Origin of the sequence: Bacillus sp. FSL R5-0434 (assembly GCF_038004745.1) — a bacterium.
GTDB lineage: Bacteria > Bacillota > Bacilli > Bacillales > Bacillaceae > Bacillus > Bacillus halotolerans.
Window position 1 is genome coordinate 1,976,533 of record NZ_JBBORV010000001.1, and the last position, 15,407, is coordinate 1,991,939.

A 15,407-nucleotide genomic window follows, 5' to 3' on the forward strand; every position below is an offset into this window, starting at 1 on the left:
TCACGATTTTCTACAAATCTTCCACCAAGCTGGATATACTGTCCAAATCCTCTGCCGTTAATGATTGGCTGCTGAAATCGCTCAGCGTCTTTTCTGTGTTCTGTTTTTCAGCACAGTGTTTCATAATATCCTGCAAATAGCATTCAATCATGGTGATGAGCCGCTCCATTGTACCCCTGTGAAACCGTGCCGGCGGATAGCTGAGCTGAAAATGAAGCTGATTTTCTGCTGCCATCGCACTCATCTCAATAAGCTGCTCCCGCTTCCAAGTAGGAGTGATGTCCTTACCGCTCCCAAGACCGGATGGGCGGAAACGGTCTTGACTTTCTATGTCGTTGAACTGCCCTAAATAGTTAAAGCCGATTTCAGGTGTTTTTGACAACACCATGCTTTTATGTTCGGGATGTGTAAGATATTTCAACATGCCGTACCCTACCCCTTTGTTCGGTATCCGGCCCAATGTATCTTTCACGGTTTTAACTGCGGTTCCAAGCTCATCCGCTTGATTTTCAAAGTCAATAAGGACGGGGTAAATGGATGTAAACCAGCCAACCGTCCGGCTGATGTCTAAATCCGGCAGAATGTGTTCTCTCCCGTGTCCCTCCATTGCCATACGGAGCTTGCTGCCCCCTGTCCAGTCACAAATCGCTAAGGAAGCCGCCGTCAATAGAATATCTTGTGTATCTGTGCCATAAGCGTGGTTTACCTTTTGCAGCAAGACCGCGGTGTCTGCTTCAGTGAGTGAAAAGCGCAATGTTTCCCTTACACTGCTGTTCATATTCTCCATATAAGGCATTTCGTATGGCAGTTCCGCTGCTTTTTCCTCTTCAACCGTCCGCCAGTACGTTTCCTCGCGAATCAGCTTGCTGCTTTGGGCATAATCTTGAATTCGCCGTGCGTATTCCTGATAGGAATCTGTTTTAGGCGGAAGCTGTATAGCCTGTCCTGAAGCTGCTTGATGATATGCCGCTGACAGGTCCTCCAGTAAAATTCTCCATGATACCCCATCAACGACCAAATGATGAATCGTGAGAAATAAATAATCTCCGGACAGCGTTTTAAACCAAGCGGCATGCAGTAATGGTCCTTGTTGGAGATTGATACTTTGCTGAAGATTTGCCACTTCTTCTTTAATGCTCGTTTCCCAATCGATTCCCGGATCTGAAAAATCAGAAATCCTTAAGCTGTACAGTTTGGATTCATGAATATCTTGGTTGATTTGTATCTGTTGTCCGCTATCATCCCGATAAATCATCCGCAGGGCATCATGATGCTCTGCCAGTTTTTTTAATGATGCGCGCAGTGCATTTTCCGACAAACAATCAGGACTAAACAGCATGACAGACTGGTTAAAATGGTGTCTATCTTCTATATCCTGAGAGAGGAACCAATGCTGAATAGGTGTCCATGGGACAGCTCCCTGAACAGATCCTTGGTCTATTACTCTTTCTGTCTTCCGGATGACTGCTGATAAATCTTTTATGTTCGGATGGCGGAATAAATCGCTTGCATGCAAGCTCCAACCATAACGTCCGAGGCGCGCGGATACTTGAAGAGCCTTAATTGAATCTCCGCCTAGTTCAAAAAACGAATCTTCTATTCCGATCCTCTGTGTCCCGAGAACCTCCTGCCATATGATCGCAAGCTGTTCTTCAAGGTCATTTCGAGGCGGGACGTACGTTTGTTTAGATGTAATATCTGGTTCAGGCAGTGCTTTTCGGTTCAATTTTCCGTTGGCAGTGAGCGGGAGAGCATCCATTTCTATCACATAGGCCGGCATCATATAGCCTGGCAGCATTTGAGAAAGGTGAGTACGCACTTGTTCAGCATCTGTCCCCTCTTTTACGCTTATATAGGCGTAAAGCTCCTTGCTGCCTAATTGTCCTGTTCGCGCCAATACAGCTGCTTCTTTGACACCGTCTATATGACGAAGCGCTGATTCAATCTCACCGAGCTCAACCCGGTACCCCCTTATTTTTACCTGATCATCGACACGGCCTACATATTCAATTGTGCCGTCCGGTAGCCAGCGTGCCAGATCACCGGTACGGTACATTTGTTCGCCGGGCGCAAATGGATTTGGCACAAATTTCTCTTTCGTCAGGTCTGGTCGACCAAGATAGCCTCTTGCCACACCATCTCCGCCGACACACAGTTCACCGACAGCTCCGATCGGCTGCAGCATTCCCCATTTATTTAAGATAAATGCGGTTGAATTACCAATCGGCCGGCCGATCGGAATGGAATGTTCATACAGTTTTTCAATGTGAAAACAAGTCGAAAATGTTGTATTCTCAGTCGGCCCATATCCGTTCCAGATTGACAATTCCGGGCATGCTTGCTTGATTCGATTGACATGACTGGCTGACAGAGCTTCTCCGCCAATAATCAGATTTATGAGCCGGGAAAATATTTTCTCATTCTGTTCTGTTAAATGGTTGAAAAGAGATGCAGTCAGCCACATTGTGGTGATTCCGTTTTGTTCTATGTATCTCTTAAGCTGATGAGAATCCAGAAATGTTTCTTTATCTGTGAGATGCAAAGCAGCGCCATTTAGCAGCGGCCCGAGTATTTCAAATGTAACGACATCAAAACCGAGTGAAGAAGTCAGCAGAAGCCGGTCTCCAGGTGTAAATTCAATGTAATTGCTGTTTTTGACAAGACGGATCACACTTCGCTGCTCAATCATGACACCCTTCGGTTTGCCGGTTGATCCTGAGGTATAGATGATATAAGCGAGTGAATGTGGCCCTGCTGGAGATTCAAAGTTCTTCGTTTCTCCTTGTCCTTGAATCTCTTCGATGACGATTTGCTCACATGTAAGCTCTAAGTCTAATCGTTGATTGTTTGCTTTTTCAGATTGAAGGAGTATTTTTGCACCGCTGTCTGACAGCATATATGATATTCGGTCAGCGGGAAGATCCTTAGCAATAGGCAGATAGGCTCCTCCAGCTTTCAAAATGCCGAGCATTCCTGCTGCAAGTTCTGGAGTTCGTGTTGTCAATAATGCAACTACAGTTTCAGGTCCGACTCCTTTTCTCCGAAGAACAGCAGCAATCCTGTTTGCCCGGGTGTTCAGCTCCTTATACGTTAATGTTTGTTCATCGCCGGCCACAGCTATGGCATCAGGCGTTTGTGCAGCCTGTAACTCAAACAGCCTGCTGATGGTTTCATGTCTCGGATACTCTCTTTTTGTGCAGTTGAGTTCATGGATAAGGAAATGGGTTTCATTCTCGTCCAATACATGTATTGTTCCAAGTGCTGCTTCGCTGTCTTGGATGATGGCGCGTAGCATATTCATTAAATAGTGAAGCCACATTTCAATCGTATTTTTCTGATAGAGATCAGTGCTATATTCCATTTGAAACATCATAGATCCATTGGCTTCCTCGTACGCATACAGGGTTAAATCGAACTTTGATACTTGATGTTCCACATTTGTTGCGGGCCGGAGACACAGGTCCTTCAGCTGCATGGATTCTTGGTCCATATTCTGAAGCACAAACATCACATCAAACAGCGGATTTCGGCTCATATCCCTCGTCATGCCGAGCTTGTCGACAAGCTCTTCGAACGGATAATCCTGATGTTCGTAAGCTTCCAATGCGGTCTCACGCACTTCCTGCAAAAATTGCGCAAATGGCTTCCCGCCCTCCGGGCGTGTCCGAAGCGCCAGGGTGTTGACGAACATTCCAAGTATCGGCTCAAGGTCTTTGTGAGGACGTCCGGCAATTGGTGACCCGACGATGATGTCTTCCTGTCCGCTTAAGCGCGACAATAACGCTGTGTAAGCTGCCAGGAGCACCATGTACAGGGTGCTTCCGTTCTCGCGTGCGAGTTTGTGAAGCCCGGCTGTGAGTTCTTGATCGAGCGTAAATGAAACTTGATCACCCGCGAAGCTTCGCACCGGCGGCCGGGCGTAATCAGCCGGCAGGTCCAGTACGGGCAGCTCGCCTTCGAGCTGCTTCAGCCAGTATGCCTCCTGCGTCTTGTACGTGTCTCCTTTTTTAAAGGCCTCCTGCCATACGGCATAGTCTTTATATTGAATGTGAAGCGCAGGTAGCTCCTGATTGGCGTACAGCTCCCCGAATTCCCGAATGAGCGTATTGACTGACACACCGTCTGAAATAATGTGATGCATATCGACCAGTAATAGATGCCGCCCGTCTGATACCTTGACGATCCCCGCTCGGAACAGCGGAGCTTGGCTGAGGTCAAACGGCTGGATAAAAGCTGCCGCGGCTTCCTGTTCAGTTTGTCCGCCGAGCACAGAGGTGTGGAATGTAAACGGCACTTCGTCATGGATGCGCTGAACCGGCTCGCCGCCTGTGTCCGTTGTAAAGGACGTCCGCAGTGACTCGTGGCGTTTGATCAGCTTTTTGAATACGGCCTCCATTCTTGTAAGATCCAGCTTTCCTTCCAGCTCCAAGACTGCCGGCATATTGTAGCCTGTGCCTCCATCCTCCAGCTGCTGGAGCACATACATCCGCTTTTGGGCGGAGGAAACCGGGTAGGTCTCGCGTTTTTCAGCCGGCTTAATGGCTTCATACGGACTTTCCGTTCCTTCGCTGATGACAGAAGCCAAACCTTCTACCGTCGGATGGGCAAACACATCCTTCAGCGGCACTTGGACGCCGAATTCCTTAGCGATCCGGGAAACAAGCGCGGTGGCTTTTAAGGAATGGCCGCCCCGGTCAAAAAAGTTGTCGTGAATGCCGACAGGTCCGCTTTTCAGCACTTCCTCCCACAGCTGGGAAAGCTTCATCTCTGTCAGATTGCTCGGCGCTGTGTAGGTTTCCCGATCTGCCGCTCCGTCAGGAGCAGGCAGCGCTTTTCGGTCGAGCTTTCCGCTCGGGGTAACCGGCCATTGTTCCATTTCAATGATATGAGCAGGAATCATATAGCCCGGCAGCAATGCCTCAAGCTGCTTGCGCACTTCATTTCTTCCGAGCCCTTCCGCATATGCACATAATTCCGCCTCGCCGCTTTCTGTACGAACAGTTACAGCCGCTTCCCGCACGCCTTCTATGCTTCTGAGCACCGCTTCGATTTCTCCCGGCTCAATACGATAGCCGCGGATTTTCACCTGGTCATCCAGACGGCCAAGGAATTCAACCTGTCCGTCTGGGAGCCAGCGCGCCAGATCACCCGTTTTGTACATGCGTTCATCCGGATAAAATGGATCATCAAGAAAACGTTCTTCTGTTAATTCCGGACGATTCAAGTAGCCTCTGGCGACCCCGGCTCCGGCGATATACAATTCTCCCGCTACGCCGACAGGCTGTACGGCTAAATGAGGATCTAATACATACAGACGCGCGCCAGGCACGGGTTTTCCGATCGGAAGGCGCAAGCGATCCTTGTCCAGCTCAGGATCACACGCGTAAAATGCGGCATCAACGGTTGCTTCTGTCGGCCCGTAGCCGTGAACCAGCGATGTCTCCGGCAGCAAAGAAGCGAATCGGGCTGCCGTATGGGGAGCAAGCGGTTCACCTCCGGCGAATACGCGCTTCAGGCTTCTCGGTGCTTCTATTTCCGCTTGATCCAAAAAGCTGTTCAGCATGGCCGGAATAAAATGGGCCGTTGTAACGCCTTCCTCTCGAATGGCTTTTACCATCAATGCCGGATCTTTTTCCCAGCCGGACGGAAGCAGATAGGCCGAAGCACCTGAAAGCGTCCACCAAAACAGCTGCCAGACAGATGCATCAAAGGAAAAAGACGTTTTCATCATAATGATGTCGTCTTCCTCTAAAGGAAACTGCATCTGCATGCCGGTCAGAAAGGAAACAGCCTGGCGTTGCTCAACGGCGACCCCTTTCGGCTGTCCAGTGGAGCCCGACGTATAGATCACATAGGCAAGAGAATCGCTGTCCGCTTGATGAAGAGAGTGATATTCAGATTCTTCATTCGCAAGAGCCGTCATATCCACTTCAAGTGTCTTTCCGGAAAAATCAGGTGCCTTTAATCCCGGCTGCGTCAGCAACAATGCTGCCCCGCTGTCTTTCAGCATATAGCTCAGCCGCTCCTCTGGATATGCAGGATCAAGAGGCACATAAGCACCGCCTGCCTTTAATACGGCGAGAACGGCTGTCAGCATGTCCGGCGAACGTTCGCTTAGAACACCGACAATGCTTTCCTTCGTGACACCATGCGCCGTAAGGCGCGCTGCCAGCCTGTTGGCGTACATGTCAAGCTGCGCGTAAGTCAGCGAGCCGCTAGAAAAGCGCAAGGCCGTCCGATCCGGCGTCAAAGCCGCCTGACGTTCAAACAGCCCGTGCAGCGTCGGAGCTAACGCTGAAACAGCTCCCGTCGTATTATATTCAGCAACCATTTTCTGTGTTTTGTCTTTATCTAGTAACGTCATCTTTGAAACAGGAAGAGAAGGATCAGAGATGACAGCTGAAATCATATGCTGTAAATAATCTTTTATCTCAGCAATTATGCCAGGCTCATATAAACCTGTATGAAAATTGATGCGCACGAACAATGTGCGGCCTGGAATCACTTTGACGCTGCAGCCATAATTAGTCTCCTCCGCCATCGCAAAGTTTTCCACTGAGAAACCGAACGATCCAGTCTGGTTTAGTCCTTCAATTTCTTGCTGGGTCGGCACGTTTTCAAACACGATAATATGATCAATGAGCTCTTGTTTAAGAGCACTCTGTGCTTGAATGTCATATAGAGGGAAATAACTGTATGCTTCTGCTTCAGTCATTTCCTTTTGTATCCGGCTGACCAGGCCAGAGAAAGAAAGAGCTTTGCTTTGGACCCGGATGGGAATGGTATTGATAAAAAGGCCGACTATATTTTCTACATCCTCCAGCTCAGAGGGCCTGCCTGAGACGACTGATCCGAACACGGCATCGTCACAGCGATTGAATTTTTGCAGCAAAATCCCCCACAAAGCTTGGAAAACGGTGTTAAGCGTTGAACCGGATGCTGCTGCGATTTTCTGCAAATCGGACGTTTCTTTTTCAGAGATGGTAAACGTGACCTGCTGTAATTCACCTTCTGATACTTGCTCGTTTCTTTTTGGCAAAGAAGAAGCTTTCTCAAAATGCTGCAGCCGCTTTTTCCAATACGCAGCTGCCTCTTCACGATCCTGCTGCATTAGCCATTTAATATACGTTCCGTACGGCTGAACTGGCTGCAAATATGGAAGCCGCCCTTCTCCCAGCGCTTGATAAATGTGGAGAAAGTCTTTAATGATGATGCCTAAGCACCATCCGTCCATTAAAATATGGTGATGGCTCCAGATGCACACGTAACGCTCAGGCGCCCATTTTAAAACGGATATTCTCATCAGTACATCCGACTGAAGATCAAAGCCCCTTTTTTTATCTTGTTCCTTGAATGCTTCTGTACAATGTTCTTTCTCTCTCTCATTAAGATGAGAAATATCTTCAAAATGAACATGGCAAGGACGGTTTTTAAGCACCACCTGACGAGGTTTGGCTACATTTTTGTAGATAAAAGTTGTTCGAAAGATTTCATACCTGTCAAAAACAGCGTCCATACTTTTCTGGAAACGGTCTAAGTCAAGCTGCCCATTGATTGTAAAAGACGCCTGTTCAAAATAAGCTCTCGACTGTTCATCATACAGCGAATGAAAAAGCATCCCCTCCTGCATAAAAGACAAGGGATATATATCCTGTATTTCGGGTTGCTGCGGCATCAATGAATCTCCTCTCCTATAGTTTGTTGACGGCCCCCATAATCTCACTTAAATCCTCCAGCGTTAAATCCTCATCAGTAAAATCAGCGGCACTCCATTCGCGGTTTTCTTTGCCCGCGCAATGCTGAATCATGTTTTCAAGCGCATGTTTAAGATGATCGGCTAATGCTTGTATGGTTTGTTTCTTAAATTGAAGACGGTTATAAATAATGTGCATGTGCAGGCATCCTGATGAAACGGCTCCGCTGATATCTAACACATAAGGCCGCTCCCAATCCGGGCTGATTTCATTCCCTGTCTTAATATCAGAAATCTCAAAAGCTTTTGATTGAACATCCTGATCAAACTGGCCTAAGTAATTAAAGCTGATTTCCGGGTCGCTGTACTCAGAATCCCAAATTTTGTTGATATATTTCAGCACTCCATAGCCTGCGCCTTTATGAGGTATGCGGTGCAGCATGTCTTTTGTCTGTTTAATGTGTCGTCCTAGCCGCTCACCTTCATCCGTATGGTCAGAATCACTCATATCAAGCCATACAGGATAAATAGAAGTGAACCAGCCTACTGTTCTGTTCATGTCAATATTGTCAAGATAATCTTCTCTGCCGTGGCCCTCCATACTGATTTTGAAATGGTCAAGTCCCGTCCATTCCTGCAAAGCTAGGCCTAAAGCAGTCAGAAGGATATCATTCGTTTCCGTGTTGTATGCATTGTTTGCACCAGTTAACAGCAATTCTGTATCTTCACGAGACAGCTCGAAATCAATTACTTCTGTATCTTTGAATGAGTTCGATGTGATCGAATGATCTTTGGGAATACGCTCAATATGCCGGTCCTCCCGCTCATTCCAATACGCGATTTCACGCTGCAGACGACGGCTTTTTGAATAGTCAGCCAATGTTTGTGCATAGGTGAAATATGAATCCGTTTTTTCCGGCAGTACGATGGGTTTTCCTGAGACTGCCTGTTCGTAAGCAATTGAAAAATCCTCAAATAAAATGCGCCATGAAACGGCATCAATGACTAAGTGATGGATCGTCAGAAACAAATGGTCTCCATCATCGGCTTTAAACAAACCAGCATGAAACAAAGGGCCAGTCTCCAATCGAATGGTTTGCTGAATTTGGTTTGCCATTTCTTCAATCTGTTTGTGTGCTTCGGCTGACAAGCCCTGTGCATTTCCGGCTGTATTTGAACGATGATCTCTTATATCAAACAGATCGAAGGCATATAGCTCCTCATCCGGAAGATCTGCTCCTCTGTTAACCTGTACAGGCTTGCCATCTTTGTAACGGCATATGATTCTCAGTGCGTCATGATGAGTCACCAAGCTTCTCAGCACATTTCTGAGTGCAATGTCATCAAATCGTTCAGCCCGGTAGAGCATGACAGATTGATTAAAATGATGGGCTTCCAATGATTGTGAAAAAAACCATTGCTGTACAGGTGTCCAAGGCAGCTCGCCTTCGACTGGCGTTTGGTCAATTACGCGTACGGCTTTTCGAACGCGGGCGGACAGTTCACCAAGCGTCTGATGCTCAAACATCTCACGCACTGTCGTTTCATAGCCTCGCTGCTTCAGCCGTGCACACACCTGCAACGCTTTTATTGAATCCCCTCCAAGCTCAAAGAAATTCGCGCTGACACCTATCTCCTCCGCTTCGAGCAGTTCCTCCCAAATGTCAGCCATCGCCTTTTCAATCTCATTTCTAGGGCTGATATCATTCTCAGTTTGAGCGCGCTTATCTGGTTCCGGCAGGGCTTTCTGGTCGAGCTTGCCGTTAACCGTCAGCGGGATGCTGTCAATCTGGATCAAGCGGGCAGGCACCATAAAATCAGGCAGAACGGCTCTCAGGGCAGCCCTGATATCTGCTTCATTTACGACCTGTCCATCTTCCGCAACCAAGTAAGCATATACAGCGGATTGGCCTTGTTCATCATCTCTTGTGATGACAGCAGCCTCTTTGATTATTGGAAGCTGAAGCAGAGACGCCTGGATTTCGCCGAGCTCGATGCGGTGTCCTCTCACCTTTACTTGATCATCAATGCGGCCCATATATTCCAGATCTCCACTTGCCAGACGCTTTGCAAGGTCTCCGGTTCGGTATAATCTGTCTCCCGGAAGATAAGGATTAGGTACAAATCGGGCCGCGGTCAGATCATCTCTGTTCAAATATCCCCGGGCTACCCCTTCTCCGCCAATATACAGCTCTCCTGGAACTCCTGTAGGCTGAAGATTCATATGAGCATCCATCACATAAGCCTGAAGGGTTGCCAGCGGTTTTCCGATATTGCTCTTATTTTTTTCTATATCAGCTGAGGACAATTTCTTATATGTCACATGTACAGTTGTTTCAGTAATGCCGTACATATTGATCAGATCAGTATCAGGGTATTTCTCGTTCCAGGTTACAAGCATGCCGGGCTGTAAAGCTTCTCCGCCGAAAATAACGTATCGCACATGTAATCGGTCCGTATGGTTTTCTTCTTCATGAATGAGTCCGTAAAAAGCAGTTGGAGTCTGATTGAGTACTGTGACGCCTTCGTTTTTTAACAATAAGCGGAATGCGTTTGGATCGCGGGCTGTTTCTCTGGAGACAAGAACCAGCGTACTTCCATTCAGCAATGCTCCGAACATTTCCCATACTGAGAAATCAAAGCAATATGAATGAAATAAAGTCCAAACGTCCTCACTTCCAAAATCAAAAGGCAGATCCTGATGCTTCAATAGACTAATCACATTGCGGTGCTCGACAACGACGCCCTTTGGCTGCCCAGTGGTTCCAGATGTATAAATCACATAAGCTGGCTGGTCTGCTAATGTTTCTTGCGCTTTCAAATCAGGCGAAATCAATTCGTTTTCGGCGTCATTCAGGTATAAAATTTGCCCATAGTAATCCGCCGGCTTGTTGTGTCCGTGCTCTGTCAGGAGAATTCTTGCCCCGCTGTCATTCAGCATAAAGCTGATGCGTTCTTGAGGATATTCAGGGTCAATCGGCAAGTATGCCCCTCCGGCCTTTAGAATAGATAAAACGCCAATCACCATATCAGGCGATCGATCAAACAATAAACCGATGATATCCCCGGATCGGACTCCTTGTTTCATCAGCATAGCCGCTGTCCGTTCTGCTTTTTCATTCAGGTCGCGATAAGTCAGCCGTATATGATCGCATACGACTGCGGTATGTTCGGGATGTTCAGCTGCTTGTTTTTCAAATAAACGAACGATGCTTTCATCTCTTGGATAGTCAGCATACTGACCCATCGTTTCAAGAAGCAATTCGCGCGCTGGAGCAGAAAGCAATTGCATTTCCGAAAGCTTCATATGGATATCAGACGTTATTCCTTTCACCAGCTCAATAAAATGGGAAGCCCATCTTGCAATGGTCTCTTCTTCAAACAGCGCGGTACTGTATTCGAAGCGGCAGCGAATGCCATCGGAATGCTCCTCAGCGTGTAATGTCAAATCGAATTTAGATACATTGTGTGACGGGGTTACAGACGAGATAGATAAACCAGGCACTTCAAACCGGAAATCTTCGCTGTTTTGAAGCACGAGCATCGCGTCAAACAGCGGATTGCGATTTACCTCCCGTTTCGTTTCAAGTTTATTGACGAGCTCTTCAAAAGGATAATCCTGATGCTCGTATGCAGTCAGAGCAAGTTCGCGAATTTCCTGCAAATAAGAGCTGAACGTTTTGCGGCCCTCAGGCTGGCATCGCATAGCTAATGTATTGACAAACATCCCGATGACTCGCTCCAGATCAGCGTGCGGTCTCCCGGCAGCAGGCGAGCCGACAACGATATCCTCCTGCCCGCTCAGTTTGGAAAGCATGATGGAATAGACAGACAGAAGGAGCATATACATCGTCGTTCCCGTTTCAAACATCAAGCGGTGCAGTTCTTCCGCCGTTCTTTTATCAATGTTTACTTCAAATGTTCCGCCGCTGAAATCAGGCAGAAGCGGCCTCGTTTTATCAAGCGGCAAATCCAATACTGGAAGGCTGCCGCCAAGCTGCTTCAGCCAGTAGGCCTCCTGTTTGCTGTAATTCGTTTTCGGAAACTTCTCTTGCTGCCAAACCGCAAAATCCTTATAATGCAGGTTTAAAGCTGGAAGCTCTTTTCCGCAATAAAGATCAGTGAATTCTTGGACGAGTGTACTCATAGAGATTCCGTCAGCAATGATGTGATGCATATCAAGCAACAAATAGGCTCTTTCTTTTTCGAGAGATATCAAGCTTGCTCTAAAAAGCGGTCCCGCGGTAAGATCAAACGGTTTGATAAAGGACGAGATCACAGACTGCAGCATTTGCTCTGATCCAATTTCAAGCTCTTTTAGATCAGCTGCCAGCGCCGGATGAATCTTTTGCACTGGCTCTCCGTTGTTCAGTTCAAATGCCGTACGCAATGATTCATGCCGATTCACAAGCTCTGTGAGAACTTTTCTCAATCTCCCGCGATCCAAATGTCCTCGCAGTTCCAGTACCGCCGGCATGTTGTAGCCTGTGCTGTCATCTGCCAACTGGTAAAGAGCGTATAATCTTTTTTGCGAGAAAGACAGCGGATAAACATCTCTAAAATCCGCAGGTTCAATCTGCGTAAAAGCATTCTCACGTAAACTCATCAGTTTGGCTGCCATACTTTCCACGGTCGGATAAGAAAAAACGTCACTGAGCGGCAGCTCGATATTCAGCCGTTTATGTATTCTTGATACGAGTGTGGCTGCTTTTAAGGACTGTCCGCCTAATTGAAAGAAATCATCGCGTATACCGATTTGATTTTTGTTCAGCACCTCTTCCCAAATGCGTGCCAGTTCAGTTTCCATTAAGGTTTGTGGCGGCATGTACGTTAAGCTAGTTGTGTTTTCTGGTTCCGGAAGTGCGGAACGGTCGAGCTTCCCGCTGGATGTTAACGGCATTTGAGTGATTTTGATGATGCTTGCGGGAATCATATAGGACGGCAATGTACCGGCAAGATACTGGTGCAGATTCGGAAGGCCGTTTCCTTTTTCCGGAACGATATAAGCAACGAGTTCCTTTTCCTCATCAGAAACATCACGGGCCAGCACTGCAGATTCCTTCACTCCAGATGCTTGCCGAAGAACAGTTTCAATCTCACTTAATTCAATGCGATATCCCCTGATTTTTACCTGATCATCAAAACGTCCAATATATTCAATCGTGCCATCAGGCAGGAAGCGCCCTGCATCTCCGGTTCGATATAAGCGTTCCCCTTTGAGGAATGGATGGTCTGTGAATGCTTTCTCAGTTAGCTCTGTCCGCTTATAGTACCCCCGTGCGAGACCCGCGCCGGAAATACACAGTTCACCCGCCGCGCCTATCGGCTGCAGTTGCTCTCCTTGTAAAATATATACTTTTGTATTGGCGATCGGGTGTCCGATCGTGATTCTCTCTTTTTCGTTCAGATGACGAAGGATTGTTGTTGCCACACTGTTTTCTGTCGGTCCATATTCATTTGCAAGTTCAGCGGAGGGACAAATCTTTCTGCTGCTCTCAAGCAGGTCGGGAGTCACTGCCTCGCCCGCAAATGTCACGATACGAAGACTTTGTGCATCTTCAGCAGTCAGCACTTCTAATAACACCCGGTACAGGGAAGGAACAATAAGCATATGACTAACCTTGTATTGAGCTATTTTCCGTCTGAGGGCGAGCACGTCCTTCGCTTCGTTATCTGTTGTCAGCAGCACGCATGCGCCGGACAGAAGCGGAGTAAACAAGCTCGTCACGCAGCCGTCGAAAACATAGGAAAACAGATGAAGTGCTGTATCCCCTTCGCTCATGCCGTACTCTTCCCGTCTCCACTGCAAGGTATTTGCAATTCCTTGATGGTCAACGAGCACTCCTTTTGGCCGTCCTGTCGTTCCTGACGTATAGATCAGGTAGGCAAGCTCACCAATCGATGCATCAGGAGAATCCGTTCTGTAATGTGTTGTATGTCCTGATGTCACAATACTGCCTTTATAGCCTGACGGGATGGATGAAATAATTTCTTCTTCTGTCAGTAAGAGAGCTGCTTGACTGTCATGCAGCAGAAAAGAAAGCCGCTCTTTCGGATAACTTGGATCAAGAGGCAGATAAGCGCCTCCGGCTTTCCAAATTCCAAGCAGGGCAGCAGCCATGTCCATTGACCGTTCCATCATCACAGCGACAATCCCGCCAGATCCAGCTCCCTTTTCTATCAGGGCGTGTGCAATCTGATTGGCTCTTTCATCTAATTGCCGATATGTCTGGCACTCATCTCCCATTCTCAAAGCATTCGCGTCAGGTGTTTTGAGAGCCTGTTCCTCAAACAATTGGGATAGCGTTTTGCTTGGATAATGGCGCTCCGTTTCGTTAAACGATTGAATGAGCTTACGTTCTTCAGGAGGCACAATGTTGATGCTGTCGACAGCAATATCGGGATTTGACAAAATACAATCCATTGCCTGCATGAGGTGCCCCTGAATCCGAAGCACCTCTTCACGTTCATAAACGGCGGCATTGTAGCTGAATTTAATATAAAATGATTCACCTGGAACGATGACAACGTTAAGGTCATAGCTGGTTTGTTCTGACATAGAAATGTCATCTAGCTTCAATGCGTTTTCGTCATTTTCGCTTTGCCTATTGACTGCCTGCTGAAGCTGTACAGGATAATTTTCAAAGACAAGAATATGATCGATCAATCCTTGCTTCAAAGCACTGCGGTTTTGAATCTCATAAAGCGGATAATAACCATGCTGCTCAGAACGTAAAGTATCCTCCTGCACGGATTTGACAAGCGTAGAAAATGCCATTTTCTCTGCAGATCGAATACGCACCGGAACAGTGTTAATAAACAAGCCGACCATTGACTCGATCCCGTCAATCGCTGACGGACGTCCGGAAACAACAGAGCCGAAGACCGCGTCATCCGTACCGTTGTAACGATGGAGAAGAACACCCCATAGACTCATAAATAAAGTGTTTAATGTAACTCCCCAATTTTGAGCAGCTGCTGTCAATTTCTGAACGATAGCCGGCTCTAAAGAAAAACGGATATTTGCGGCTTCATATTCCCCATTCGCTGAGCGGCTTTTTAGTTTAGGAATAGAAGCGGTATTGCCGTACTCCTGCAGGTAATCTCTCCAGTATGCAGCGGTTTCTTCTTTATCTTGTTCTCCGAGCCATTCAATATAACGGCTGTACGGCACCGTGCTGCCGAGCTGTACAGGCCTGTTATTTTTAAGTGAGTCATACATGCTGAAGAATTCTTTGAGGATGATGCCCAGGCACCAGCCATCCATGATGATATGGTGATGCGTCCAGACACATGTATATGTGCTGTCTCCTCTATCAAAAAGCATGAGCCGCATTAACGGATCTTTTTGCAAGTGAAACCCTTTTTCCCGGTCCTGCTGCATAAAGTCTTCTATCAGAGCAAGCTGCTCATCATCTTTCAGGTGAGAAAGATCTTCCCTTTGTACGGTCAATTCACGGTTTGTCAGCACAACTTGCTGCGGCCCAGTGAGGTCTGGAACCTCCTTAAGGAATATGGTTCTGAAAATATCGTATCGGGAAACAAGAAGATTTAAGCTCTTTTGAAACGAATCGATACACAGGCTGCCTGTAATGGTAAACGAGGTTTGTTCCACATAGGCTTTAGAGCTGAAATCAAGCAGTGAATGAAACAGCATCCCTTCCTGCATGTACGATAACGGATAAATATCTTGGATCTGCGTTGCTTGCGTCAT

The 15,407-nt window shown here is 47.2% G+C and carries 2 protein-coding genes; both read right to left on the reverse strand.

The genetic code is table 11. The features are described from left to right. Positions 1-10: 10 nt before the first annotated feature. The gene (gene fenE, locus NYE43_RS09985) at positions 11-7,675 is read right to left on the reverse strand and encodes a fengycin non-ribosomal peptide synthetase FenE (protein WP_341061735.1); all 7,665 of its coding nucleotides are present in this window, start codon (positions 7,673-7,675) and stop codon (positions 11-13) included. 16 nt (positions 7,676-7,691) lie between these two features. Next, positions 7,692-15,407, reverse strand: coding sequence for a fengycin non-ribosomal peptide synthetase FenD (gene fenD, locus NYE43_RS09990; protein WP_341061736.1), 7,716 nt, complete (start codon positions 15,405-15,407; stop codon positions 7,692-7,694).

What these genes read in the sequence shown, in the direction of transcription:
- fenE (WP_341061735.1), bottom strand. Translation starts at nt 7,675, where the DNA reads ATGCCGCAGCAACCCGAAATACAGGATATATATCCCTTGTCTTTTATG.
- fenD (WP_341061736.1), bottom strand. Translation starts at nt 15,407, where the DNA reads ATGACGCAAGCAACGCAGATCCAAGATATTTATCCGTTATCGTACATG.